The sequence below is a fragment of the Streptosporangium sp. OZ121 genome (assembly GCF_051918885.1).
GTDB lineage: Bacteria > Actinomycetota > Actinomycetes > Streptosporangiales > Streptosporangiaceae > Streptosporangium.
Map to the genome: position 1 here is coordinate 538,895 of NZ_JBPXMC010000001.1, position 24,456 is coordinate 563,350.

Consider the following 24,456-nt stretch of genomic DNA (forward strand, 5'->3'; position numbering starts at 1 on the left):
ACGAGCGCCTCACGAGTGCCCCGCGAGTGCCCCGCGAGCGTCAGATGAGGTCCACCTCCGCGTACGGCAGGCCGCCCGACAGGGTGGGGAAGCCCGGACCCCGGTCGAAGAAGGGCCGGCCGGCCGGATCGCCCGCGAGGAGGGCGCGGAGCCCGGCGCGGCGGGTCGCGGTGGCCTCGGCGTCCACCCGGAGGTCGTCGGGGTCGCCGTACAGGACGACGCCGTAGTCGTCGCGGGCGCCCTCGGCGGAGACCTTGCCGTCGCGGACGTCGGCGGCCACCAGCGCGGGGTCGCGGTCCAGCGGGGAGCCCCAGCCGCCCCCGCCCGTGGTGCGCACCCGGATGATCTCACCGGCCCGGACCGGCGAGTCGTCCACCAGGCCCTCCATCTCCCTGCCCTCGATCTCCACGACGAAGGGCCGTCCGGCGCGGCCGCCGTTCACGCCCCAGCACGACAGGATCGAGCGGTCGGCGATGGACATGAACGAGGCGTCGCGGAGCATCCGCAGGTGCTTGTCGTAGCCGAGGCCGCCCCGGTAGAGGCCGGGACCGCCGGAGTCGCGGGCCAGGCCGAGCCGCTCGACCCGGAACGGCCAGCGGGACTCGGCGAACTCGACCGGGATGTTGCGCGAGTCGGGCACCACGTGGATGGTGTCCTCGCCGTCGGCGTACCACCGGCCGCCGGAGCCGCCGCCGAGGACCTCCCTCATCAGGTACGGCGTGCCGTCGGCGCCGTCGCCGTAGACGCCGGTGTAGCGGATGGTCTCCTGGTCGGCGGGCATCCGGCCGCCGGTCGCCTTGGCCAGCACCCCGGCCAGCACGCCCAGCAGGCGCAGGATCACGAACGTGCGGGCGTTGGTGGGGGCGGGGAAGATCGGGGTGAGCAGGGTGCCCTTCTCGGGGAACCGCATCTCGATGAGGGGGACGACCCCCTCGTTGACGTCGAGTTCGGCCATCCGCTCGGGGGTGTCGGCCAGGTTGCGCAGGATCGGCGCCAGCCACTTCTTCAGGAACACCCCGTCGGCGTAGTCGCCCGCGTGGTTGATCGGGCCCTTGGCCTGCGGGGAGGTGCCGGTGAAGTCGATGACGAGCGGCACCTCGGCGGAGTGGTCGACGGTGAGGGTCATCCGCTGCGTGTGCAGGCGGGGCTCGTCGACGCCGTCGTGCTCGGCGTAGTCCTCCCACACGTGCGTGCCCTCGGGGATCTTGGCCAGCAGTTCCCTGCGGAACGTCTCCGTGGTGTTGGAGATGATCGCGTCGAAGCACGCCTCGACCGCCTCGCGCCCGTACCGGTCGAACAGCTCTCCCAGCCGCCGGGCGCCCATCAGGCAGGCCGAGCACTCGGCGTCCAGGTCTCCGGCGAGGGAGTCGGGCATCCGGGAGTTGCGCGTCATGATCGTGAGTGCCGCCCGGTTGGGCACACCCTCGTCCCACAGCTTGATCGGCGGGACCATCAGCCCCTCCTCGAACACGCTGCGCGCGTTGCTCGGCATGGAGCCCGGTACGGCCCCGCCGATGTCGTCGTGGTGGCCGAACGCCTGCACGAAGGCGACGACCTGCCCGTCGTGGAAGACCGGGACCGTCACGCACAGGTCGGGCAGGTGCCCGATGCCGCCCTCGGACAGGTAGACGTCGTTGTGGAAGAACACGTCGCCGGGCCTCATCTCGCCGATCGGGAAGTCCCTGACGATCGGCTGGACCAGCGCCGAGTAGGACCTGCCGGTCAGCTTGCGCAGCCGTACGTCGTGGATGCCGGCGCGGAAGTCGTGCGCGTCGCGGATCATGGGTGAGCGTGCGGTACGGGCGATGGCCGTCTCGACCTCCATCTCCACCGACGCGAGCGTCCCCTCGACGATCTCCACCAGCACCGGGTCGGCCGCGCTCGTCGATTCAGCCGTTGTCGTCCGCCCCATGGCGTACCTCCAGGTTTCCGAACTCGTCCATGGTCGCGGTGAAGCCGGGGTGGAGCGGCAGCGTGGAGCCGTACTCCTCGATGACCGCCGGGCCGGTGACCCGCGCTCCGGCGGTCAGGTCGGAACGGCGGTGGATGGGGGTGGCGCCCCAATCGTCGTAGAAGACCTCGCGGAAGGCGACCGGCTCGGGCCGCGGGTCGCCGTGCGGCCTGTGCCCGATGACGGGCCGGGTGATCGGGCCGATGCCGGAGACACGGAGGTTGACCCACTCGACGCCGTGCCGGGGGTCGTCGCGGTATCCGTACCCGTAGAGCTTGCGGTGCTCGGTGTGGAAGCGGTCCAGCACCTCGGCCCGCCAGTCCTCGTCCAGCGGGCCGGACGGCGCGGGCACCCTGACCTCGTAGGCCTGGCCGTAGTAGCGCAGGTCGGCGCTGCGCGCGTAGACGTGCGCGCCGGCGGCGAAGCCCTCGCGGTCCAGGGCCGCGGCGGCCTGCCCCTCCAGGTCGCCGAAGATCTCCCCGGCGGTCTCCAGGGAGAGGTCGCGGGTGACGAAGGTGCGCACGTAGTCGTTCTTGACGTCCACGGTGAGCAGCCCGAAGGCCGAGACGTTGCCCGGGTCGGGCGGGACGATCACCGACGGCAGGCCGAGGATGTCGATCAGGCGGCAGACCAGCAGCGGGCCCGAGCCGCCGAAGGCGACCATGGGGAAGTCCCGCACGTCCAGGCCGCGTTTGACGGTGATCTGGCGGATGGCGTTCGACTGGTTGAACGCGCTGATCTCCAGGATGCCCGCCGCGGTCCGTTCCGGGGACAGCCCGATCTTGCCCGCGAGCGCCTCGATCCCCTCGCGGGCGGCGTCGGCGTCGAGCGGGATCTCCCCGCCGAGCAGGTGCGGGGGGACCCGGCCGAGAAAGACGTGCGCGTCGGTGACGGTGACCTCGGTACCGCCCCGGCCGTAGCAGAGGGGGCCGGGGTCGGCCCCGGCCGATCTGGGCCCGACCTTCGGCGTGCCCTCGGGGGAGATCCACGCGACGGAGCCGCCACCCGCGCCGACGGTCACGATGTCGATCATCGGGATCTTGCAGGGGTAACGGCCGATGCTGCCCTCGGTGGTCAGGGACGGCTCCCCGTCGACGACCACCGCGACGTCGGTCGAGGTGCCGCCGCCGTCCAGGGTGATCACCGAGGGGTGCCCGGCGGTGGCGGCGATCAGCGCGGCGCCGAGCGCGCCCGCGGCCGGTCCCGAGAGCACGGTGGTGATCGGCTGGTGTACGACCTCGGCCGCGGACAGCACGCCGCCGTTGCTCTTCATCACGGAGAACGGCATGCCGCTCCCCCTCCCGGCACTCCCCGCACGCGCGACCCCCGCCGCGGACGACGCCACCGCCGCCGCGCCCACGACACCCTTCCGGTACGTCCGGTCCCCCGCGTCTCCCGCGTCCTCCGCGTCCTCCGCGTACGCCCGGCCGTCCGCGTCCCGTGCGCGGCTCGCCGCCTCCAGGCGTTCGGCCAGGCTGGCGATGTAGCGGCGCATGGTCGGTTTGACGGCGGCGTCGACCAGGGTGGTGACCGACCGCTCGTACTCGCGGTACTCACGCAGCACGTCGCACGAGATCGAGACGACGGCGTCCGGGTGCTCCCGTTCGAGGACCTCCCGCATGCGCAGCTCGTGGGCGGGATTGGCGTACGAGTGCAGGAAGCACACGCCGATCGCGGTGACGCCGCGGTCGCGGAACCAGCGGGCCGCCGCGACGGCCTGCTCCTCGTCGAACGGCCGCACCTCGGCACCGGTGTGGTCCAGGCGCCCGCCGACGGTCCTGACCCGGTGCACCGGGACGATGCGGGGCGGTTTCACCCAGAAGTAGGAGTTGCCGTAGCCGTCCGGCACGCTCTGGCGGGCGATCTCCAGGATGAACTCGAAACCCTCGGTGGTGACGAAACCCAGGTCGGCGATGCGGTCTTCGAGGAGTTGGTTCGTGGCGACCGTGGTGCCGTGCACGACGGCCGACACCGCCTCCATGCCCGCGTCACCCAGGTCGCCCGCCTCGCCCGCACCGGCCGCCTTCCGCAGGACTTTCCGTACCCCCTCCATGAACCCGTCGGCCGGGTTGGCCGGGGTGGAGGGAGTCTTGGTCGTGGTGATCTCACCGGTCTGCTCGTCCACCGCGACCACGTCGGTGAACGTGCCTCCGGTGTCGACCCCGATACGGACGCTGCGCATGCCCCCGTGTCTACCCAGTCCCGGCGAGTCCGCAAATCGGCGGACCCTGCCGAAGCTGCGCCCGGTCCTTGGGCAGTGTTGGCGGGAAACGACCTCGAACGACCTCGCCGGAGACGGTCCCGCCGCCCCGGTCACGGACCGGGACGGCGGGAGCGGTCCCTAGCGGCGGCGGGGACCCATGGTGGTGTTGATCACCGCGTCGGCGTCGTGCGCGTGGATCTTGGCGGCGAGGCGAATGGCCATCTCGTTCGTACGGCGCAGTTCGGCCTCGACCCGGTCCTTGCCGGACTGGCCGACCTGCACGCCGAAGTAGGCGCCGATGATCGCGCCCGAGACCCCGACGAGCCCGGCGAACGGCGCGGCCGTGTCACCCTCGCGCAGCGCGATCACCACGAAGCCGATCAGGATGACCACGAGTCCCATGACGACGACGTAGAACCCGTACCGCCAGCGGGCCGCCTCGGCCTGGGCGGCGACGGCCTCGTCCTCGGTCATCATCGCCGCGAGCGCCGCGGGCATCTCCGTGGTCTCCGCGCCGGTGGGACCGGGGGTCACGACGGCGGGGGTCTTGCCGAGGGGTGGAGCGGAGTTGTTGGTGGTCGTCACAGATTCTCCCACTTTTCGATAGACCAAAAGGAATCTCCCACGGTTTTCACCGTCAAGCCAAGTCAGGTCACGCCCGAGCCTGCCGACCGGGGACCACCCCCTTCTACCAGCGCATCTTCCACCCAAACGCCCTCATATGCCTCACAGTTCACTACCAGCTGTAGATCGTTATCTTTCAGGCGGGTGCGCGAGGGCGAGCCGTCCACGAAACATGCAGATCACGATCCATGTTCGGCGCGGTAAAACAGGACTCGGATGAGATAGAAGACATTCACCACTCCCATCCGGTTTTCAGAGGTATCTGTGACGAAGCTCCTGCGGCTCCTCGTGGCCCCGCTGTCCGCCGCCGTCCTCCTTCTCAGCGTGTTCTCGACCCCCGCCCGAGCCGACACCGACCCCGTGCTCGCCGCCCAGTGGCAGATCGCGTGGGACACCTACCGGTTCTACGAGTGCCTGACCGCCCCCCTCCCGATAACGGGACGGAGCCAGGCCAAGCGCGACATCTCCATTGAGATCGACGCGCCGGTGCAGCACGTGTTCGACGCCTACTCGAACATCAACAACCACCTCGGCATGCACTCGTTCCTGAAGCGGGTCGTCACCCACGCGGACTGGACCGACGCCGGGACGCGCTATGTCAACTTCACGGCCGTGGAGGACATCCCGGTCGCCGGGCTGCCCGTCACCTCCAACACGCACGCGCAGCAGCGCATCCACCGCGACGAGCTCTACTACGAGACCGACACCTGGACGCTGCCGAACGTCGTCACGCACCAGAAGATCGTCTTCGAGGACCTGGGCGACGGGCGGACGCGCGTCACCGAGCATCTCACCTTCGAGGCGAGCATCCTGCTCATCGACTTCACCGTGACGAACGGCGTCTCCTCCCACCAGGCGACGCAGGCGGGTCTCAAGGCGGCGATCGAGAGCGGCGAGCTCTGAGCCGAACAGGCGAGCTCTGAGCCGGCCCATCGGCCGAGGGGGCCCCGCCCGCCGGGATCGGGCGAGGCCCCCTCGGTTCCCTCACCGCCTCTTCCTTCTCCTCGCCCTTCCCGGTCCCGCCGGTTCACGTCGGTTCCCATCGGCTCCCGCCGGTTCTCGGCGGCGGGGCCGGAAGAGGTCCCGGCGGGCGCGGCGGCCGATCCCGTACGCTCCGACGCCTGGTGAGGGCGACGAACCGATCGCCAGGGGTGGAGATCGCGGAACGCGACCGGAGTACTAGGCTGGCCCCCCGTGACCGAATTGTCTGCCCTTTCCGCCGTTCCCGCCGGTTCCCGGGACGGAGTGCTGCGCTTCTACTTCGGCCCGATGGACTGCGGCAAGTCCACGCTGGCCCTGCAGATGAACTACAACCACGGCCGCCAGGGCAGGCGTGGCCTGGTGCTCACCAAGCACGACCGCTCGGGCGCCCCGCAGGTCACCAGCCGGATCGGCCTGGGCAGTGAGGCCGTCGAGGTCGTCGACGACCTCGACCTGGTGGCCCTGGTCCGCGCGCACGAACCCATCGACTACGTCATCTGCGACGAGGCGTGCTTCTACACGGTCGCCCAGATCGAGCAGCTCGCCGACCTCACCGACGACCACGGCATCGACGTCTACGCCTTCGGCCTGGCCTCGGACTTCCGCTCGCAGATGTTCCCCGCCACCCAGCGGCTGTTCGAGCTGGCCGACGAGATCAGCCGCCTGCAGGTCGAGGTCCTGTGCTGGTGCGGGCGCCCCGGGCGACTGAACGCCCGGGTGGTCGGCGGCAGGATGGTCCGTACCGGCGAGCAGGTCGTCATCGGCGACACGGGCGCCGACCCGATCCGCTACCAGGTGCTCTGCCGCCGCCACTACCGCTCCGGAGAGCTCGGCCTGACCGGCTGAGCCCCGCACCGGACGAGTGGGACGCCCCGCCCGGCGCGTGTGTCAGACCGCGCAGTAGCCCTCGTCGTCGCATGCGTCGCCACCGTTCGTGGCGGCCTTGACGGCCCTGGCGGCCGGCGACCGGCCGGTGCGCTCGGCGACCTCTTCGAGGGCGGCGAGCAGGGTGTCCTCGGGCTGGGCGCCGGAGACGGCGAACTGGCCCTCGAAGAGGAACAGCGGCACCGAGCTGACACCGATGGCGCGGGCCTGGGCCAGTTCCTCCTTCACCGCCGCCGCGCCGTCCTCCCCGTCCAGGTCGGCCTGTACGCCGAGCTCGCGGGCCAGTCCGGAGAGGACCTCGCGGGAGCCGACGTCGAGGCCGTCGGTGAAGTGGGCGCGAAAGAGGGCGTAGAGCGCTTCCTCACCCCTGCCCTGCTCTCCGGCGAGCTGGACGAGACGGTGCGCGTCGAACGTGTTGGCCTGGATCGAGTGATCGAAGTCCAGCACCAGCCCGTCCTCGGCGGCGACTTCGGTGACCCTGCCGAACATCCGCGCGGCCTGCTCGGCCCCGCCGAACCTCGCCGCGGCCCACGTGAGCGTGGGCTCACCGTCGGACTTCGCGTCCGGCGCGAGCTGGAACGGCCTGAACTCGACCTCCACCTCACCGCCCTTGGCCCGGTAGCGCTCCACGGCACGGGCGAAGCGGGTGTGGCCGATGTAGCACCATGGGCAGACGACGTCTGAGTAGATTTCAACCTTCACACCACGCTGCAACCGGCACCGGGATCCGCTGATTCCACGGGCCGGCCCGCCGTCCGTGGACGCGGGACGGACACGGACCCGTGGCACCCCGGCGAGAGACACCTGACCGGCGCCGACCGGCACCTAACGGCACCTAACGGCACTGACGACGGGAACGGACGGAACGGACGGGAACGTCAAGGGCCGCGGGGACCGCGCTCGCCGCCGGGCGGGGTGTTCACGCCCGGCGTCCGGGGTCAGTACGGCAGCGGCCTTCCCGACGGGCTCCGCAGATCCAGTACGTCCCGGTCGCGACGTCGTGAGCGCTTGCGGATTCGTGTCTGGCGCATCGCCCGGGACTCCTTTCTGATGCGCGTACGGGCCTGACTTGCCGGTTCCTGTGGTGTGCCGCCGTCCGGGCGGCGCGATCGGTCCATGTCGTCTACGTCCCCCGTATCCTCTCTGCCCTCGGTGAGGAGAGGCTTTCCTGTCGTGGTCGGCGAGCCGGGTCTCGGGGAGGTTCCCTTCGACCTTCTCAGGCCGCGGTGCCGTTGAGATGCGGGTGGACGGACAGCTCGAACCAGCTGACCTTCCCCAGGGACGTGCGTTCGCTGCCCCACCGGTCGGAGAGCAGGTCGAGCAGATACAACCCGCGCCCTCCCTCGTCGTCCCCGTGGGCGTCGCGCACGTAGGGAAGGGCGGGATTGGCGTCGTCCACCTCGCAACGCAGCATTCCCTCCTGGTAGGAGACGGCGAGCCGGATCGGTCCCCACGCGTGGCGCAACGCGTTGGTGACGAGCTCGCTGACGAGCAGCAGGGCGATCTCGCCCTGCTCGGCGATCCCCCACCCGGTCATCTGCCCGTAGATCAGCCGCCGGGCTCTGGGCACCGAGGCCGGGATGGGCGGGAGTGGCCAGGACGCCCTTCTGGCGAAGGGCCGCGGGAACGGAACGGCGACCGCGCAGAGGGTGAAGGTGAGGGCGAGGGCGGCGGACGGTCTCATGCCGCCCTCCCGCAGGGAGCGCGATGGGCGGGAACGACACGCCCGTCCGGCAGGATTTCCCCGGTGTCCTCGAAGACCACCACACCGTTGCAGAGCAGCCCCCATCCCTGCTCAGGGTGAGAGACCACGAGACGAGCCGCCTCATGATCGAGGGCGTCCGCGGACGGACAGGCGGGCAGGTGCTGACACACGGTCCTACTCCGATCTTGATTGGCTGCGGAGGGGAACCTCGCGGAACCCCGAGCCGGCGATCGTCCTCACCGGCTCGCCTCCGGCCCGTCGACGACGGGATCGGTTTCCCCTGCCGAACGCGATGGATTCGACTCGCTTCCGCTGCCGGCGACGACCCTTCACGCGCGCCCGCGCCTGCGTACCTCCCAGCGCGACCGGTGGCGAACGGTTTCGGTGATGGCCGGAAATCCGTCGTCGGCGACCACGTCCACCCGTTCGATGACCTGTACGTGACGCGGGATCTTCTACCAGGCTCCCCCGAGCGAACGCGGTGTTGATTTACAGCCACTTATATGTGGTTTCATCTGTGTTTACACCCGTATGTGTTGAGCGTCGATAGAGCCAGAGTCTTGTCCTGGTAGAGCATTTTTTGCGGTATGGATTCTTGCCGCATCAGGCAAAACGGGCGATGACAAGGAGGCTCCAGGGAGTCCGGATCACTCCCGGCGTGGCGCGGTGGCGTCGGCGGCGAACCGGACGAGAAGCGAGGCGAAGGTCTCGCGGTCCTCGGCGGGCCAGTGCGCGGTGAAGGCGTCGAACGCGTCGTTCTGCCAGCGTCGGGCGGCTGCGAGGAGTTCACGGCCGGACGCGGTCAGTTCCAGGTCGGCGTGGCGGGCGTCGCGCTCCATCGTGCCGCGCCGTACCAGGCCCGCGGCGACCGCGTCGGCGACCATGCGGCTGGCCACGGAGCGGTCCACCCCGAGGGCGTCGGCGACGGCCCGCACGCCGGTACGCCCACCGCCACCGCCCGTCGCATCGGCCACCCCGGCCCCTGCGACGCCGCCGCTCTCGTCACCTCCGCCCCTTGCGCCGATGATGTCGACGACCACGACCCGCGAGACGTGCCCGCCCTCGGCGTCGTCACCGGCGACCCGCTGGGGCCAGCGCCGCGACCAGTAACGGACCAGCGCGAAGAGCGCGGGCCCCGCCTGCCCGGCGGCGGGGAGGCGACTTCCGGAAAGGGCGGGGGCCGCCGAGTCAGAGGACACACCGGGCGCGAGAGGCACCGCGGGGTCGACCACGGAGCCGGACCCGGGATCGGCCTTGAAACCGGCCTTGGGACCGGACTCCGGGTCGTTCGCCTGGTCACCGGTGGTGCGCATGGGCGCAGCATCGCACTCGCCCTTGATGTGTGCAAATCACACATGTAATGTGTGCAAAATGCACGCACTTGATGGCAACGCCGCCGATCCCGAACGAGTGAACGAAGCGATCTCCCTGGTCACGCGATTCGAGGAGGCGGTCAACCGGCGGGCCGTGGCCGAGGCGGCGGGGATGGCCGCCGAGGATGTCGCGATCACCGGACCGCGCGGCACCGCTCACGGGGTGGACGTCCTGCGCGGGTGGGTCGCGGACTCGGGTATCCGGCTCACCTCGCGGCGCCTCTTCGTCCGGCTCCCCCACCTGGTGGCCGAGCAGACGGCCCGCTGGCACGACCCCGGCACCGGGGCTCTCGGCGACGCGACGACCGTGGCGACCCTGTTCACCGTACGGGACTCGAAGATCGCCGGTATCGCCCGCTACGACAGCGGCCTCTCGGCGGCGCTCCTCGCCGCCGGACTGGCCGAGATCGACGAGGTCACCGTTCCAGGTCCCCCGCGGGCGGTCTAGGGAAAGGCCGAACGCGACGGCGGCGGGGATCACAGGGCGCGGACGACGGACCTGGGCACCCCCGGGTGTGGACGAGAGGCGGGGGCGCTACGGGGCGTAGACGACGGACCAGGGGCGGGCGGCGGGCGGCGGGGACGTCCCGGGTGCCGCCTGCGGTGTCCCCGCGGTGACGTCCTGGGCGAGGATCCCGGCCGCCAAAGCGGCGAACCTGGCGGCCGCGGGGTGGGCCGACCGCTCCGGCCAGGCGACACAGATCCCCCTCAGCAGAGGGGCACCGGCCAGGGGGCGCCAGGCCAGCCGAGGCTCCCTGCGGGCCATCGCCTCCTGCTCGAACGCCACCCCGTGCCCCGCCAGCACCAGCCCCAGCAGGAACTCCGGGTTGCGGGCGTGCTGAAGGCGTACGGGCGAGAAGCCCCCCGCGCGACAGACATCGAGCATGCGGTCGTACCACGCGGGAGAGGTCTCGCGCGGAAAGACGACGAGGTCGTGCCCGGCGAGGTCGGCCAGCGCGATCTCCCACGGCCGTGACCCCGGCCGCGCCCGCGGCCGCGCCAGCACCAGGGGGGACGTGCGGGGCAGCACCACGCCCAGCGGGATCTCCACGACGGGCCCGGACCGCAGGCCGGGAACGTCGACGGGGTGGTGTACGAGGCCCGCGTCGAGCTGAGCGGAGGTCAGACGGCGCAGCTGTTCCGGAATGGTGAGCTCGTGGAGCTCCAACCGTAGCCCCGGAGTCTCCTCGGCGACGTGCCGCAGCAGGGCGTGCAGCGTCACGGCCGGGATCTCCGGGGGTACCCCGATCCGGAGGGTTCCCAGTTCGCCGTCGCCGGCCTGGCGCATCATCGCCCGCAGGCGCTCCTCACCGGCCAGGAACCGCCTGGCCTCCTCGACGAGGAGCCGGCCCGCCATCGTGAGCTCGATCTGCCGGCGCGAGCGGTCGAACAGCTCGGCACCGAGTTCGCGCTCCAGCCTCTGGATCGACTGGCTGAGCGGTGGCTGCGCGATGCCCAGCACCTCCGCGGCGCGGCCGAAGTGCAGTTCTTCGGCGACGACGATGAAATGTCGCAGATGCCGGGAAAGGTCCACGGCGTCACGATAGGCGATCGTCCGCGGATCCGCGGCACGTCACAGACCCGCGGCGCGCCGCGATCCGGTGGCACGGCATGATCCGGCGGCGTGTCACGACCCGGCGGCGGGGCTGGATAGCGTTGCGGGCATGTCGGCAGAGGAACGGATAGCGGGAATCTTCGCGACCGCCGGGGTGGAGGGGCACCTGCACGCGCTGGACGTCACCGGGGGCCGCGAGATCGCCGTGCGCGCCGACGAACAGGTCGTGATCGCCTCGATCTTCAAGGTGCTCCTGGTCCTGGAGTTCGCCCGCCAGGCGGCGGCCGGCCAGCTCGACCCGGCAGAGCGCGTTCTCGTGACGGCGGAGGACAGGCTCGGCGGATGGGGGACCGCCGGATGCGCGGACGACGTGGAGATCTCGCTGCGCGATCTCGCCCACTTCGCCATGCAGGTCAGCGACAACACCGCCGCCGACCTGCTGATGCGGAGGATCGGCCTGGACACCGTGCGGATGCTGGCGGCGGAGCTGGGGCTGGCGCGCACGCGCGTGATCGGCGGGCCCAGGCAGCTGCTGGAGTCGATGCTCGCGGACGTGGGGGCGCGGGACGACGCCGAGTTCGCGCGGATCTTCCCGACGCTGCCCCCCGAGCGGGTACGGGCACTGCGGGTCCTCGATCCCGATCACACGACCTCCAGCACGGCGCGCGACATGACCCGGCTGCTCGGGCTGATCTGGCGGGACGAGGCCGGGCCGCCGGAGGCGTGCGCGGCCGTCCGCGACTACATGACACGGCAGGTCTTCTGGACGCGGATCGCCTCGGGCTTCCCCCCGGGGACGCGGGTGGCCGCCAAGACGGGGACGCTGCCCGGCCTGCACATGGAGGCCGGGGTCGTCGAGTATCCCTCCGGCGAGAGCTACGCGGTGGCGGTGTTCACCCGGACCGGGCAGCTGCCCACCCGGCGCATCGACGTCGACCTGGCGATCGGCCAGGCCGCGCGAACCGCCGTCGACGCGCTGCGGGCCGGGTGACCTCTCCCACTCGCCGGGCGGGTTCCGCCTCCTCGCACGCCGTCGGAGTCCCCGCCCCAGCTGCTCTGATACGCGTTCGCCTATCGGAGACGACGGTCGAGGATCTTGGACGTGGACGGCGCCGTGATGGTTGGGTCCTCAGCGGGCCGCACGCGGCCGGCGGTCGTCACCCGGATGACCGGTGACGACCGTGCGTTCATCCGCACCGAGGAGAGACATGTCCCGATTCGATCGAAGAGGTTTCCTGCGCACCGCGACGGCGGGGGCGGCGCTGGCGGGAGCCGCGCTGGCACCGGCGGCCGGAGGCCTCCTGTCCCCGTCCCCCACCAGGGCCGCGGCGGCGCGTCCGGGCGGGAAGAAGACCGCCGCGACGTTCCGCTGGCTCGGTACGTCGGGCTGGCGCGTGGACGTGGGGTCGTCGACGTTCCTCGTCGACCCGTACGTGACGCGGTTCGACACCGGCCTGGCGGCGGGCGCGTTCAAGCCCACCACGCGGCTCGAGGTCGACGCCGAGGCGGTCGCCAAGCACGCGGGCACGCCGAAGGTGGTGCTGGTGACGCACGCGCACTGGGACCACTTCAACGACGTCCCGCACATCGCGACGTCGACCGGGGCACGGGTGGTCGGCACCGCCACCGCGTGCAACCTGGCGCTGGCGTTCGACGTGAAGAGCAACCTGCTCAGCCCGGTGAAGGGCGGGGAGGTCCTGGACTTCGGCGACTACGTCGTGGAGGTGGTGGCGTCACTGCACAGCCGCAACGCCGACTACTCCATGGTCTTCCCCGGGGTCCGGCTGACCCGTCCGGAGCGTAAGCCGGAGAACATCTCCGAGCTGCCCGAGGGCGACACCCTGGCGTTCCAGGTGAAGATCAAGGGCGGCCCGTCGGTCTTCTTCATGGGCGGCAGTGACTTCGTCGAGCGCAACCTCACCGGTCTCGCCCCGGACGTCGCGATGATCCCCACCACCTCCTCGTCGTCCACGTACGACTACGTGCCGCGCCTCCTGCGGGCCCTGGACATGCCCCGCGTGGTCGTCCCGGTGCACTGGGACAACTTCGAGGTGGCACTGCGGAACCCGCCGCAGGCCGACGAGAAGTCGAGGAAGAGCCTCGCCGGGTTCGTCGCGGCGGTGCGCGAGGTCAGCCCCGGGACAAAGGTCGTGATCCCGGACTATCTGACACCGCGCACCTTCGGCTGACGCCCGCCCTCCCGGTCCTTGCCAACAGCCCGCCCTCCCGGTCCTTGCCAACGGCCCACGCTCACGGGGCGCGCTCACGCCCCGTGCTCACGGGGGGCGCGCCTAGGGAACGGAGGCGATCTCCTCGAGGCGGGCGGCCAGCTGCTCGGGCTCGCCGTCGACCAGGGCGGACACCCCGCGCCACCAGGCGAACCACTCGCCGCTGCGCCACATCCAGTCGATCCGCTCGATGGAGGCGACGACGTCGCCCTTGACGCGCCACACCTCACCGGCCTGCTCGGTGGAGGCACCGTGTCGCAACGCCCAGGCGTGCAGGGTCGCGGCGGCCTCGGCGTCGACCGGTTGCTCGTACGGGTCGGGGTGCTCGTCCAGCCGGTGGGGGCCGAGCCCGGCGGCGACGCCCCAGCTCCACTGGGCCTCGGCGGGACGGGAGTAGCGCAGGGAGTCGAAGTCGAGGTTGGAGCCCAGCTCGTCGTCGGAGCGGCGCAGGACCACCGCGTCGAGACGTCCGCCCGCGTCGAAGGAGACCACGACCCGCTGGCCGGGGTGCGCGTCCTTGGGCAGCTCGACCCGGTCCTCGGCCTGCCAGGAGTTGAGGTCGGTGACCGCGGCCGGACGACCCCAGGTCTCGTCGGCCGCGTCGTCGGCGATCCAGGCGGCGAGCATCTCCAGGACGGTCAGATCGGTCCACGGTTCGATCGCCGTGGAGGTCTGGAGCACCTCGTCGGGCGCGGGCAGCTTGCCACCGCGCTCCTGCCGCCACCACTCCTTCCCGAGTTCGCGGGTGCCGACCAGCAGACCGGCCAGCGCGGCGAGTTCGGTGGATCTGCGGGTGAGGGGGGCGCCGCGTGCGAGCTCGACGGAACGCACGACGCGGTCAGCGCCCAGCGCCGCCTTCGCCTCGCTCAGCAGCAGGGCCGCGTCCGGCCGCTCCTCGCCCAGCAGATCACGGATCAGTCGTCTGGCCTCGGTCCTCGCGTCCTCCGCACGTGCATCACGCATACCGACACGGTACGCCGGGAGATCCTTAGGCGCGAGCGTCACCGGGCGGTACGGCCGTGCCGTCGTCCCGTGGCGACTCGGCGAGATGCGCCGCCCTTCCCACCATGTAGGCGGCCACCGCCACCGTCACCACCTGGTAGACGGCGGTCAGCAGCAGCGTGCCGGCGATCGCCCAGCGGGGGTGGCGCAGCCACATGGCGAGCAGGACGAAGTGGAGGCCGAGCACCTGGGGTTTGGTCGCCGCGTGCATGCGAGACAGCGTGCCGGGAAACCGGACCATCCCCACCCCGGCCGCGAACGCCAGGCCCGCCCCCAGCAGCAGGCACGCGCCGGCGGCCACGTCCAGCACGGTCACCGGGCACGTCCCGCGAAGAACCTCGCCAGCGAGACCGAGCCGACGAACCCCAGCAGGGACAGCACCAGCAGCACGGGCAGCGCCGAGTACTCCCGGTACATCGCCGCCTCCGCGCCGATCGCGCACATGACGACGGCGGTGAGCACGTCCAGCGCGACGGCCCGGTCCAGCATCGTGGGGCCGCGAACCAGGCGGTAGAGCGTCATCACCGCGGCGGCGGCGAGCAGCACCAGAACGGTCAGATATGTCACCGTCATCGCGGCTCCCCCTCACACGCCCCCGTCATCGTGGCCCCCTCACAGATCACCGTCATCGCGGCTCCCCCTCACACGCCCCCGTCATCGTGGCCCCGTCGCGGGTCACCGTCATCGCAGCTCCTCCCGGTCGGCGCGGGTGCCGAAGGCGGCCACGACGCGGCTCTCCAGCCGCGTCACCTCCTCGCGGGTGACCCGGGCGACGGTCTGCGCGTCACCCGGGATGCCGAGCACGTGGAGCACCAGCAGCCTCCGCCGGACGTTCGCCTCCAGCACCAGGCTGCCCGGCAGCGCCGACAACGCCACCGTCATCAGCACGGCCACCGTCTCCGACGAGGAACGCAGCCAGACCTCGACGATCTGGACCGGGGGCGGCGCTCCCGGGCGCAGCGCCCAGAAGGCGACCCGGAGACTGGAGGCCACCAGGTCCCCCGCGAAGCGGACGACGAACAGGAGGATCCCGACGGGGTGGAGCCGGATCCCGGAATCCTGGACCGGCAGCGGCAGCAGCCACACGACGATCAGCCCGGCCAGCAGGCCGCCGAGCACGTTGCCCACGCTGAGGTCTCCCCAGAGCAACAGCCAGACCGCGGTGAGCCAGGCCACCAGCGGCAGCGGTACGGACCTGCCCAGCACCCGGGGCACCGGGATCACCGGGCCCGGCCCCCTCACCGCTCACCGCCGAGCACCGCGGAGACGTACGGCTCGCGGGCCAGCAGCTCGCCCGCGGCCCGCTCGGCCAGTGCGGACAGCGGCCCGGCCAGCACGGTGTACGACAGGGCCAGCACCACCAGCGCCGCCGTGGCGGCGAGCATCGGCGCCGGCATGGTGACGGAGGTGACGACGGCCTCACCGGTGATCCCCCCGGTGCCCTCCGCCCCGCTCCCCCGGCTTGCCGCCTCTCCTGCCCCTTCCATACCGGCCGTGCCGGGCTCGCCCTCCCCGCCCTCCCGCACGGCTCCCCCCTCCGCGGTCGTTTCCGGGGCCGGCGAGGCCGGTGCCCCCCAGAAGGCCCTGTTCCAGGCCGTGGCCATCGCGTACAGGGTGAGCAGGCTGGTCAGCAGCCCTCCCGCGACCAGGGCCAGGGCCATCGGACGGCCGTCCGCGACCCCCGCCTGGATCAACCCGAGCTTGCCCAGGAAGCCGGACATCGGCGGTATCCCCGCCAGGTTCATCGCGGGCACGAAGAAGAGCACCGCGATCGCGGGGGCCGCCCCCGCCAGGCCGCCGAGCCGGTTCAGGGAGGTGGTGCCGGTACGGCGCTCGATCAGGCCGGTCACCAGGAACAGGCTCGTCTGCACGGTGATGTGGTGGGCGACGTAGAAGATGGCGCCCGCCATGCCGCCGACGGTGAACAGCGCGACCCCGAACACCATGTAGCCGATGTGACTGACCAGGGTGAAGGAGAGCATGCGCTTGATGTCGGTCTGCGCCACCGCCCCGAACACCCCGACCAGCATGGTCAGAAGCGCCGCCCACATCAGCACGCCGCTCACCGGCCCGCCGGGGAACAGCAGCGCCTCCAGCCGGATGATCGAGTAGATGCCGACCTTGGTGAGCAGCCCCGCGAAGAGCGCCGTCGCGGGGGCGGGCGCGGTCGGGTACGAGTCGGGCAGCCACGCCGACATCGGGAAGATCGCGGCCTTGACCACGAAGACCAGCAGGAGCGTCAGCTCGACCAGCAGCCTGATGTGCTGGGGCAGCACCGAGAACCGCTCGGCCAGCTGCGCCATCGACACGGTGCCGGTCGCGGCGTACGCGACCGCGATCGCGACGAGGAACAGCAGCGACGACGTGATCCCTATCACCGTGTAGGTGGCGCCCGCCCGGATGCGGGCCTCGGTCCCGCCGAAGGTCAGCAGCACGTACGAGCCGCCGAGCAGCATCTCGAACCCGACGAAGAGGTTGAACAGGTCACCCGAGAGGAAGGCGTCCGACACCCCGGCGACCATGATCAGATATGCCGGATGGAAGATCGACAGCGGGGCCCTGTGCTCCTGGTCGGCGCGGGACTGGGCCAGCGAGTAGACCATCACGCAGAGCGTCACAGCGGAGGAGACCGCCAGCATCAGCGTGGAGAGCCTGTCGGCGACGAGCGCGATGCCGATCGGCGCGCCCCAGCCTCCGGCCTGGGCCACCAGCGGCCCCTCCCGGTCGGCGGCCGGCAGCAGGAGCAGCGACACGAGCAGTACCACCGCGAGGGTGCCCACGCTGATGAGCGCCTGGAGCCGTACCAGCTTCCGGCCGATGGCCAGCTTGAGCCCGGCGGCCAGCAGCGGCAGCACCACGGGCACCGGGATCAGCGCCTCCACCGGCACCCCCTCCTCCCGTCCGTCACGGACTTCCCTCCCGCACCGCGCGGGACGCGATCCCGCATCAGTCCTCCCCCTCCAGGTCGGTGTCGCCCTGTGCCCTGGCCTGCCGCGCCCGGTCGGCGCGGATCGCGGCGCGCATCTGCCGGAGGGCGTCACGACGGCGGGCGTGCAGCCGCCTGCGGATCTGCCGCTCCCGCGCGATCTGCTCCCGCTCCCTGCGGGCGAACTCGGCGCGTATCTCCCGGACGCGTTCCTGCCGCTCCTCCTTGGAGAGGTCCTCCGCGCGCCGCGCCTCGGCGAACCGTTCGGCGAGCCGTTCGGCGGACAGGCCCTCGTCCTTGTGCTCCTGCAGCCAGCGGCCCAGGTCGACGTTGACGTCGAGGATCCGCTGCTCCAGTTCGGCGGCCTCCCTGCGCTCCCGCTCGTGGCGGGCCTCCTGCAGGCGGGCGAGCTCGGCGCGCTGCTCCCTGACCAGCCGCCGGTACGCCTCCCTGCGGTAGAGCACCTCCTGGCCGAGCTCGCCGCGCCTGGCCCGCAGCCGCACCCGGCGGTCTTCGGTGTCGTCCTGCACCTCGTCGGCACCGGTGAGCTGCCAGGACCGGTGGACCATGGCGAGCAGGAAGGCGGTGACGCCCAGCGTGATGACGATGGCGGTGAGCACCATGGCCTGCGGCAGCGGGTCGGCCATTCGCTCCGGGGCGGCCGTGCCCAGGAGCGGCGGCCTTCCCGGCGGCCCGCTCGCGGTGAGGATCAGCAGGTTCACCCCGTTGCCGAGCAGGATGACACCGGCCAGCAGCCGGACCAGGCTCCTCTCCAGCAGCAGCGTGACCCCGGTGGCCACGAGCGTGCCGGCCACCAGGAGGGGCAGCAGCGGGGCGGTCACCGGTCCTCCCCCTCGTCGATCCGCCGGTCCAGCTCGGCGCCCAGGCTGCGCAGGACGTCCTGCACCATGCCGATCACCGTGATGTAGACCCCGGCGTCGAACAGCAGCACGGTCGACAGGTGAAGGTCGCCGACGAGCGGGACGCGCAGGTCGGCGGGGAGCATGTCCAGCGGCCCCGCGCCGGCCAGCATCCCCCAGAACGCGGTGACCGTGCACAGCAGGAGCCCCAGGCCGATCAGCACCCCGGCGGTGACCGGCGCGGCGGCGGCCAGCTCGTACCGGCCTCCGGCGAGATAGCGCACGACCAGCGCGAGCCCGGCCACCATGCCCCCTGCGAACCCGCCGCCCACCGCGCCGTGCCCGGTGAACAGCAGGAAGACCGAGACCAGCATCACCGTGTGGAAGCTCAGCCGGGCCACGAGCTCGAGGATGACCGCCCGCTGCCCGGGGGGCAGGGTGGCCGCCAGCCAGTACGTGCCGGAGTCGTCGCCGGTCCTGCCCTGCGGGGCCCGCAGCGCGTACGACCGGCTGCGCAGGAAGACCAGGCCGGTCATGCCGAGGGTGAGGACGACGAGCACGGAGGTCTCCCCCATGGTGTCCCAGGCCCTGATGTCGACCAGGATCGCGCTGACGAGGTTGGCGGCCCCGGCCTCCGTCGCGGCCGGGACCATCAGCGTGCCGACCGGCGTCGCCTGCCGCGCGTTCATCGCGAGCATGCCCGCCCCGGCCGCCACCGCGCCGCTCACGACGCCGAGGGCGAGCCGCGCGGCGAACGGCACCCGGGGCCGGTCCTCCCGGGGACCGAGGGGAAGCCTGCGGAGCACCAGCACGAACACGACCAGGCTCAGCGTCTCGACGAGAAACTGGGTCAGGGCCAGGTCGGGCGAGCCGTGGACGAGGAACAGCAGCGCCGTGCCGTACCCGGTCAGGCCCGCCAGCAGCACCAGCACGATGTGCGAGCGCACCCTGAGCGCGACGGCGGCCGTGGCCATGAGGAGCACGCCGATGAGGGGCTGCTCGACGCGTTCCCAGAGCACCACGTCCGGACGCAGGTCGGGCGAGGGCCCGTACAGCAGGGAGAAGGCCGCGATCCCCGCCAGGGACACGAAGGCGATCATGAGGTAGTCGGGCAGCGAACCGCGCTGGACGACGCCGGTCAACTGCAGGGAGAAACGGCCCAGCCCGCGGACCAGCGCCCAGTAGACCCGGCCGGAGTCGACCACGTGCAGTGCCGTCCCCGCCCGGGCCAGCGGTTCCCTGACCCGGAAGAGGAGCGCTCCCCCCGCCAGCGCGACGGCCGACAGCAGCAGCGGTACCGGGGCGCCGCTCCACAGCGCGAGGTGAGTGCCGTGGCCGGGACCGGGAAAGGTGCCGGTGTAGCCCTCCATCGCCGCTCCGTACCGCCCGGCGAGCGGGGCGGCGGCGAGCCCGAGCACCGACAGCAGCGCGGGCGGCAGGAACGTCGCGGTGCCGGTGGGGCGCACCGCCACCGGTTCCCCGCCGGGCTTGTCGCCGAAGGCGCCCCACAGGAAACGCGCGCTGTAGGCGGCGGTGAGCGCGGAGCCGAGGACGACTCCCGCCAGGACCGCCGTGTCGGCGGGCCGCCCGGTCAGCAGCGACTCGAAGGCGGCCTCCTTGCCGACGAACCCCAGGAACGGCGGGATGCCCGCCATCGAGGCGGCGGCCCCGGCGGCGGTCGCGAACAGCCACGGCGCCGAGCGCCGCAGGCCGCTCAGCTCGCGCAGGTCACGGGTTCCCGTCGAGCGGTCGACGACACCGACGACCAGGAAGAGGGACGCCTTGAACAACGCGTGCGCGAGCAGCATCCCGGCCCCGGCGATCGCGGTGTCACGGGTGGCCGCGCCGAACAGCACGGCCAGAAATCCCAGCTGGCTCACCGTGCCGTAGGCGAGCAGCTTCTTGAGGTCGTACTCGCGCAGGGCCCGCCAGGCGCCGAGCAGCATGGTGAGCAGGCCCAGGGGCACGGCCGTCCAGCGCCACCCGGCGAGGTCCCCGAAGGCCGGGCCCAGGCGGGCGATCAGGTAGACCCCCGCCTTCACCATCGCCGCGGCGTGCAGGTAGGCCGAGACCGGCGTCGGCGCGGCCATCGCGGCCGGCAGCCACATGCTGAACGGGAAGATCGCCGACTTCGACAGCGCGCCGATCAGGATCAGCACCACCGCCATCGGGACGGGGCCGCCGGACGGCGGGTCCGCGACGATCCGCGAGATGCGGTACGTCCCCGCGGCCTCGCCGAGCACGACCATGCCGCCCAGCATCGCCAGCCCGCCGAACGCGGTGACGGTCAGCGCCTGCATCGCGGCCCTGCGGCCGGCCCTGCTCGCGGGGTCGTGACCGATCAGCAGGTAGGAGAAGACGGTGGTCAGCTCCCAGAACACGTACAGCAGCAGGAGGTCGTCGGCGACCACCAGGCCGAGCATCGCCCCGGCGAAGGCCACGAGCGCCCCGGCGAACCGGCCGAGCCTCTCGGCGGTGGCGGCGAAGTAGCGCGAGCAGTACAGCACGACCAGCGCGCCCACGCCGGTGACCAGCGCCATCATCAGCACGGCCGGCGCGTCGGCGCGGAAGGACAGTCCCAGGCCTAGGACGGGTGCCCAGTCATGGTGCGACTCGACCGGGACGCCGGTCAGGGCGATCCGGACCGTGTAGGCGAACCCGCAGGCGGGCGGTACGGCGAGCGGGAAGAACGCGTCCCGGCCGAAGCGGCGCACCAGTGCCGGGGCGAGTACCGCCGCCACGGCGTGCAGGATCAGCAGCGGCTCCATGTCCCCCCGGGCACCCGTCGTGGTCGACGTATCCCAAAATGCCGGGAGGTACACGTTTCACCGGTCAAGCGCGCGGGCCGCTTGACCCGAACACCGCCGGTTCTTCACCGAGGCGTGATCAGCTCCTCGAACCGGCGGACACGGTCGCTCCTTCCCGCCGATTCCCGCCGGAGAGCGTCGTCACCGCCTCCCGCCGGTACGGCCGAGCAGCCAGCCGATCACCGCGCTGCCGAGCGCGACGCCCGCGCCCATCCCGAACGCGGCGAGAAGCGACCAGGCGGGGACCCCGGGCCTGGGCTGCTCGGCCGGGCGTTCGAAGACGTGCGCGGGTCCGGACCGGCCGGCCGCGACCGGCGATCCCGGCGCGGCGACCTCGGCGACCTCGGCGGGCACGCCGGGCGACGGGTCGCCGCCCGGCGCGATCCCGGTGAGCACGCCGGAAACGGAACCGGAAGCGGGGACGGAACCGAGAGCGGGAGCGGGAGCGGCGGGAATCTCCCCCGAGACGAGGTGGCTCTCCACCGCGGAGAAGAACTCCCCCGCGGTCTTCCTCGCGACGGAGCCCAGCATGCGCTGACCGACCCCGCCGATCATGCCGCCGATCACGGCCTCGGCGTCGTAGTCGACCCGGGTGCCGCCCTCGACCTCGCTGAGGCGGATCTCCACGGTGGCGTCCACGGTGCCGGGGGCACCCTGGCCCCGGGCCCTGAGCACGAACCGTTCCGGCGCCTCGGGCTCCGACAGGGCGACCTCGCCCTGGTAGACGCCCTTGATGGAGGCCACCCCCGCGGTGACGGTCATCCGGTAGGTGTCCGGCCCCGTCTCCTCCAGGCGCTCGCAGCCGGGGATCGTGCGTACGAGCACGGCCGGGTTCTGGAGCGCTGACCACACACGATCTCTGTCGATGCCGAGCACGGCACTGCCTGCGAGCTTCACACCAAGCACCCTAGGCAATCGCCGGGCGGGCGGATAACAGCAACATCTGCCCGCCGACGGGACCCACCCTTGTCAGTGCTGCCTCAGTGCCGTCCCGGTGCCCCGAAGCGGACTCCGGCGCCCGCGGGAACGCGGGCCCCGGCCCGGCGCGGCGCGGGCGGGACACCACGGGTCAGCCGGGCACGGGTCAGCCGGGCACGGGGCTCCCGGATCGCAGGGGCACGCCCACGTCGTGCAGGTGACGCAACGCCTGCGCGTACGAGCTGACGATCCCGGTCTCCAGGTAGTCGACCCCCAACTCCTCGCAGTACGCCCGGACGATCGGCTGGGCGCGGCGCAGGTTGGGCATCGGCATGCTCGGGAAGAGGTGGTGCTCGATCTGGTAGTTGAGCCCGCCGAGCACGACGTCCAGGACCACGCTGCCGCGCACGTTACGCGAGGTCAGCACCTGGCGCCGGAGGAAGTCGAGCTTGTCCTCGCCCCTGAGCATCGGCATGCCCTTGTGGTTGGGGGCGAAGGTGCAGCCCAGGTAGACGCCGAAGATCGCCTGGTGCACGAGGAGGAAGACCACGGCCTTGACGGGTGACAGCACCGCGAACAGCGCGCCCAGGTACAGGACGGCGTGCACGACGAGCAGCGACGCCTCCACGGCCCGGTGCTTCATCGCCGGGCGCGTCAGCGCCCGGACGCTGGACACGTGGAGGTTGAACCCCTCGAAGGTGAGCAGCGGGAAGAACAGGAACGCCTGCCAGCGGCCCACGAACCTGGGCAGCCCCTTGCTCGCGGCGGCCTGCTCGCGCGACCAGAGCAGGAAGTCGGGGTTGACGTCGGGGTCGTGGTCCTCGTGGTTGGGGTTGGCGTGGTGGCGGGTGTGCTTGTCCATCCACCAGCCGTAACTCATGCCGATGGCGAGGTTTCCGGCCACCAGCCCGGCGATCTCGCTGGAGCGGCGGGAGCGGAAGACCTGGCGATGAGCCAGGTCGTGGGCGACCAGCCCGATCTGGGCGAACACCAGCGCGAGGAAGACCGCCACCAGCAGCTGGTACCACGAGTCACCGAGGGCGAAGAAGGCGGCCCAGCCGCCGACGAAGGCCGCCGCGACCAGGCCGAGCCGCGCGGCGTAGTAACCGGGGCGCCGGTCGAGCAGTCCCGCCTGGGCGATCCGGCGCGACAGGCGCGCGAAATCACTGCCCCGCTCTCCTTCTCCGGGGACGGCGTTCTCGGGGACGACGGGAGGATCCGCGTCATCGATCGCGGTTGAGTCGGTCACGGTTCTCCTCAGATGGGCCGGATCACTCGACATGATCACGTCAGCCGGTGGCGTCGCAGATCGACGTCAGCCAAGCAGGACGACCATCCCAGGATTCCGTGCCTGCCGTAATCCCAAACCCCCGCTCACACCCCAGCTTGTGGTAGTGCTGGCCCTACCCTGGCAGATGCCACGATTTCTGGATGATCACGCGATAGCCGCCGGAGTCACTCCTTCCAGGACCGCTATGTCGGACTCCCGGCTGCTGGCAGGATGGTCGCCCATGGCATCGGGGACATACTGGACGATCAGAACGGCGGCGGCGACGGCTCTGGCGGTGAGCGCCGGGTGCGCCACGAGCCCCGACGGCGGGAGGGGCGGGACCGGCGCCACCCCCGGTCCGGGCGCCTCCCACGCGTCGAAGGCCCCCTCCGGCGCGGGCGACCGGGCGGCGAGACCGGCCGGGCCTCCCGGGGTGACGCCCAGGCCGGGTGAGGTGGGCCGGTTCCCCCGCCCCGGCGACGGCCTGCCTCCGGTGATCAGCTCCATTCCCACCAGGCGGAAGGTCGTCTTCCTCACCATCGACGACGGCTGGGAGCAGGATCCCGGCTTCGTGGCACAGGTCCGCGACCAGCGGATCCCGGTGGCGGCCTTCGTCACCCGCGACGCCGTGGAGGCCAGGGGCGCGGCCGATCCGACCGCCCAGGGCGGCAGGTTCCTGGGCGCGGGCAAGTGGGAGTACGTGCGCGACCTGCGCGACGCGGGGGCGACGATCGAGAACCACACGCTGACCCACCCGAACCTCCCGGCGCTCGGCTACGAGGGGCAGAAAACCGAGATCTGCGGCATCTCCAAGCTGATCCGCAGGCACACCGGCACCGCGCCCACGCTGTTCCGCCCGCCGTTCGGCAACCACAACACCCTGACCCGCAGGGCCGCCAAGGCCTGCGGCATCGACGCGCTCCTGCTCTGGACCGCGACCGTGCAGCCGGGCGGGAAGATCGCCTACCAGGTGCCTGACAAGAAGCTCCGCCCCGGCGACATCCTGCTGCTGCACTTCCGCCCGAACCTCGCCCGCGACTTCAGGATCCTCGTCGCGAAGATCAAGCGCCGGGGTTTCGAGATCGGCAACCTCGACGCGTACCTGAAGGCGGCGGCCCGCTGACGCGGCCACGACGGGCGTGAGTCCCGCGGCCGGACGGCGGTCCGC

23 protein-coding genes are annotated in these 24,456 nt (G+C 71.9%); 6 read left to right on the forward strand and 17 right to left on the reverse strand.

All coding sequences use genetic code 11. The features are described 5' to 3' along the window. Nucleotides 1-40: 40 nt before the first annotated feature. From ACTOQ1_RS02650 to ACTOQ1_RS02660, 3 genes are all read right to left on the reverse strand, one after another. A complete protein-coding gene (locus ACTOQ1_RS02650) occupies nt 41-1,912 on the reverse strand; it encodes a hydantoinase B/oxoprolinase family protein (RefSeq protein WP_440064138.1) in 1,872 nt (623 codons plus the stop codon). Continuing rightward, nucleotides 1,890-4,133, reverse strand: a complete 2,244-nt coding sequence (locus tag ACTOQ1_RS02655; protein ID WP_440064140.1) for a hydantoinase/oxoprolinase family protein — start codon at nt 4,131-4,133, stop codon at nt 1,890-1,892. The genes ACTOQ1_RS02650 and ACTOQ1_RS02655 overlap by 23 nt, the downstream gene beginning before the upstream one ends. Nucleotides 4,134-4,292: 159 nt before the next feature. Next, the gene (locus tag ACTOQ1_RS02660) at nt 4,293-4,739 is read right to left on the reverse strand and encodes a hypothetical protein (protein WP_440064141.1); all 447 of its coding nucleotides are present in this window, start codon (nt 4,737-4,739) and stop codon (nt 4,293-4,295) included. A gap of 303 nt (nt 4,740-5,042) precedes the next feature. On the opposite strand from ACTOQ1_RS02660, the gene ACTOQ1_RS02665 reads away from it, so the two are divergent. After that, a complete protein-coding gene (locus tag ACTOQ1_RS02665; protein ID WP_440064142.1) occupies nt 5,043-5,681 on the forward strand; it encodes a hypothetical protein in 639 nt (212 codons plus the stop codon). A 291-nt stretch (nt 5,682-5,972) separates the two neighbouring features. Next, nucleotides 5,973-6,605, forward strand: a complete 633-nt coding sequence (locus tag ACTOQ1_RS02670) for a thymidine kinase (protein WP_440064144.1) — start codon at nt 5,973-5,975, stop codon at nt 6,603-6,605. 42 nt (nt 6,606-6,647) lie between these two features. Here ACTOQ1_RS02670 and ACTOQ1_RS02675 read toward each other — a convergent pair whose 3' ends face one another. The 4 genes from ACTOQ1_RS02675 to ACTOQ1_RS02690 all read right to left on the reverse strand — a co-directional run bounded on the left by ACTOQ1_RS02675 (nt 6,648) and on the right by ACTOQ1_RS02690 (nt 9,662). Next, the gene (locus tag ACTOQ1_RS02675; protein ID WP_440064145.1) at nt 6,648-7,346 is read right to left on the reverse strand and encodes a DsbA family oxidoreductase; all 699 of its coding nucleotides are present in this window, start codon (nt 7,344-7,346) and stop codon (nt 6,648-6,650) included. A 514-nt stretch (nt 7,347-7,860) separates the two neighbouring features. Next, entirely contained in the window at nt 7,861-8,328 is a 468-nt protein-coding gene (locus tag ACTOQ1_RS02680; protein WP_440064147.1) for an ATP-binding protein, read from the reverse strand. Then, a complete protein-coding gene (locus tag ACTOQ1_RS02685; RefSeq protein WP_440064149.1) occupies nt 8,325-8,519 on the reverse strand; it encodes a DUF5999 family protein in 195 nt (64 codons plus the stop codon). Before ACTOQ1_RS02685 ends, ACTOQ1_RS02680 begins: the two co-directional genes overlap by 4 nt. A 477-nt stretch (nt 8,520-8,996) precedes the next feature. Further along, nucleotides 8,997-9,662, reverse strand: a complete 666-nt coding sequence (locus tag ACTOQ1_RS02690) for a MarR family winged helix-turn-helix transcriptional regulator (RefSeq protein ID WP_440064150.1) — start codon at nt 9,660-9,662, stop codon at nt 8,997-8,999. Between the two features lie 58 nt (nt 9,663-9,720). On the opposite strand from ACTOQ1_RS02690, the gene ACTOQ1_RS02695 reads away from it, so the two are divergent. Next, nucleotides 9,721-10,170, forward strand: a complete 450-nt coding sequence (locus tag ACTOQ1_RS02695) for a nuclear transport factor 2 family protein (protein ID WP_440064152.1) — start codon at nt 9,721-9,723, stop codon at nt 10,168-10,170. Nucleotides 10,171-10,257: 87 nt separating this feature from the next. Here the strand turns inward: ACTOQ1_RS02695 and ACTOQ1_RS02700 are convergent, their stop codons facing one another. Beyond that, complete coding sequence (locus tag ACTOQ1_RS02700; protein WP_440064153.1) at nt 10,258-11,256, reverse strand: LysR family transcriptional regulator; 999 nt, start codon at nt 11,254-11,256, stop codon at nt 10,258-10,260. 130 nt (nt 11,257-11,386) lie between these two features. Here ACTOQ1_RS02700 and ACTOQ1_RS02705 point away from each other — a divergent pair, with 130 nt between their 5' ends. Beyond that, nucleotides 11,387-12,268, forward strand: a complete 882-nt coding sequence (locus ACTOQ1_RS02705) for a serine hydrolase (protein WP_440064154.1) — start codon at nt 11,387-11,389, stop codon at nt 12,266-12,268. Between the two features lie 217 nt (nt 12,269-12,485). Further along, nucleotides 12,486-13,466 (forward strand): MBL fold metallo-hydrolase, encoded by a 981-nt coding sequence (locus ACTOQ1_RS02710; protein ID WP_440064155.1) that lies wholly within the window; start codon nt 12,486-12,488, stop codon nt 13,464-13,466. Nucleotides 13,467-13,568: 102 nt separating this feature from the next. On the opposite strand, the gene ACTOQ1_RS02715 is transcribed toward ACTOQ1_RS02710, so the two are convergent. From ACTOQ1_RS02715 to ACTOQ1_RS02755, 9 genes are all read right to left on the reverse strand, one after another. After that, complete coding sequence (locus ACTOQ1_RS02715) at nt 13,569-14,468, reverse strand: hypothetical protein (RefSeq protein WP_440064156.1); 900 nt, start codon at nt 14,466-14,468, stop codon at nt 13,569-13,571. A gap of 25 nt (nt 14,469-14,493) precedes the next feature. Further along, nucleotides 14,494-14,823 carry a monovalent cation/H(+) antiporter subunit G gene (gene mnhG, locus ACTOQ1_RS02720; protein ID WP_440064157.1) on the reverse strand — a complete coding sequence of 110 codons (330 nt, stop codon included), beginning with the start codon at nt 14,821-14,823 and terminating at the stop codon, nt 14,494-14,496. After that, nucleotides 14,820-15,080 (reverse strand): monovalent cation/H+ antiporter complex subunit F, encoded by a 261-nt coding sequence (locus tag ACTOQ1_RS02725; RefSeq protein WP_440064158.1) that lies wholly within the window; start codon nt 15,078-15,080, stop codon nt 14,820-14,822. The genes mnhG and ACTOQ1_RS02725 overlap by 4 nt, the downstream gene beginning before the upstream one ends. Nucleotides 15,081-15,188: 108 nt before the next feature. Continuing rightward, on the reverse strand, nt 15,189-15,731 hold the full coding sequence (locus ACTOQ1_RS02730; RefSeq protein ID WP_440064159.1) for a Na+/H+ antiporter subunit E: 543 nt from the start codon (nt 15,729-15,731) through the stop codon (nt 15,189-15,191). 14 nt (nt 15,732-15,745) lie between these two features. After that, nucleotides 15,746-17,389: a Na+/H+ antiporter subunit D gene (locus tag ACTOQ1_RS02735; protein ID WP_440064161.1), complete on the reverse strand. Its 1,644-nt coding sequence runs from the start codon at nt 17,387-17,389 to the stop codon at nt 15,746-15,748. 64 nt (nt 17,390-17,453) lie between these two features. Next, nucleotides 17,454-18,275, reverse strand: a complete 822-nt coding sequence (locus ACTOQ1_RS02740) for a Na(+)/H(+) antiporter subunit C (RefSeq protein WP_440064162.1) — start codon at nt 18,273-18,275, stop codon at nt 17,454-17,456. Beyond that, nucleotides 18,272-21,061, reverse strand: a complete 2,790-nt coding sequence (locus ACTOQ1_RS02745; RefSeq protein WP_440064163.1) for a Na+/H+ antiporter subunit A — start codon at nt 21,059-21,061, stop codon at nt 18,272-18,274. Before ACTOQ1_RS02745 ends, ACTOQ1_RS02740 begins: the two co-directional genes overlap by 4 nt. A 180-nt stretch (nt 21,062-21,241) precedes the next feature. Continuing rightward, complete coding sequence (locus tag ACTOQ1_RS02750) at nt 21,242-21,997, reverse strand: SRPBCC domain-containing protein (RefSeq protein ID WP_440064164.1); 756 nt, start codon at nt 21,995-21,997, stop codon at nt 21,242-21,244. 187 nt (nt 21,998-22,184) lie between these two features. Further along, the gene (locus ACTOQ1_RS02755) at nt 22,185-23,267 is read right to left on the reverse strand and encodes a fatty acid desaturase family protein (RefSeq protein ID WP_440064165.1); all 1,083 of its coding nucleotides are present in this window, start codon (nt 23,265-23,267) and stop codon (nt 22,185-22,187) included. A 262-nt stretch (nt 23,268-23,529) separates the two neighbouring features. On the opposite strand from ACTOQ1_RS02755, the gene ACTOQ1_RS02760 reads away from it, so the two are divergent. After that, on the forward strand, nt 23,530-24,411 hold the full coding sequence (locus ACTOQ1_RS02760) for a polysaccharide deacetylase family protein (RefSeq protein ID WP_440064166.1): 882 nt from the start codon (nt 23,530-23,532) through the stop codon (nt 24,409-24,411). Nucleotides 24,412-24,456: the final 45 nt, after the last annotated feature.

Coding starts and splice junctions, on each gene's coding strand:
- ACTOQ1_RS02725 (WP_440064158.1), bottom strand. CDS start 15,080: ATGACGGTGACATATCTGACCGTTCTGGTGCTGCTCGCCGCCGCCGCG.
- ACTOQ1_RS02710 (WP_440064155.1), top strand. CDS start 12,486: ATGTCCCGATTCGATCGAAGAGGTTTCCTGCGCACCGCGACGGCGGGG.
- ACTOQ1_RS02655 (WP_440064140.1), bottom strand. CDS start 4,133: ATGCGCAGCGTCCGTATCGGGGTCGACACCGGAGGCACGTTCACCGAC.
- ACTOQ1_RS02715 (WP_440064156.1), bottom strand. CDS start 14,468: ATGCGTGATGCACGTGCGGAGGACGCGAGGACCGAGGCCAGACGACTG.
- ACTOQ1_RS02705 (WP_440064154.1), top strand. CDS start 11,387: ATGTCGGCAGAGGAACGGATAGCGGGAATCTTCGCGACCGCCGGGGTG.
- ACTOQ1_RS02760 (WP_440064166.1), top strand. CDS start 23,530: ATGGCATCGGGGACATACTGGACGATCAGAACGGCGGCGGCGACGGCT.
- ACTOQ1_RS02650 (WP_440064138.1), bottom strand. CDS start 1,912: ATGGGGCGGACGACAACGGCTGAATCGACGAGCGCGGCCGACCCGGTG.
- ACTOQ1_RS02745 (WP_440064163.1), bottom strand. CDS start 21,061: ATGGAGCCGCTGCTGATCCTGCACGCCGTGGCGGCGGTACTCGCCCCG.
- ACTOQ1_RS02680 (WP_440064147.1), bottom strand. CDS start 8,328: ATGAGACCGTCCGCCGCCCTCGCCCTCACCTTCACCCTCTGCGCGGTC.
- ACTOQ1_RS02695 (WP_440064152.1), top strand. CDS start 9,721: ATGCACGCACTTGATGGCAACGCCGCCGATCCCGAACGAGTGAACGAA.
- ACTOQ1_RS02690 (WP_440064150.1), bottom strand. CDS start 9,662: ATGCGCACCACCGGTGACCAGGCGAACGACCCGGAGTCCGGTCCCAAG.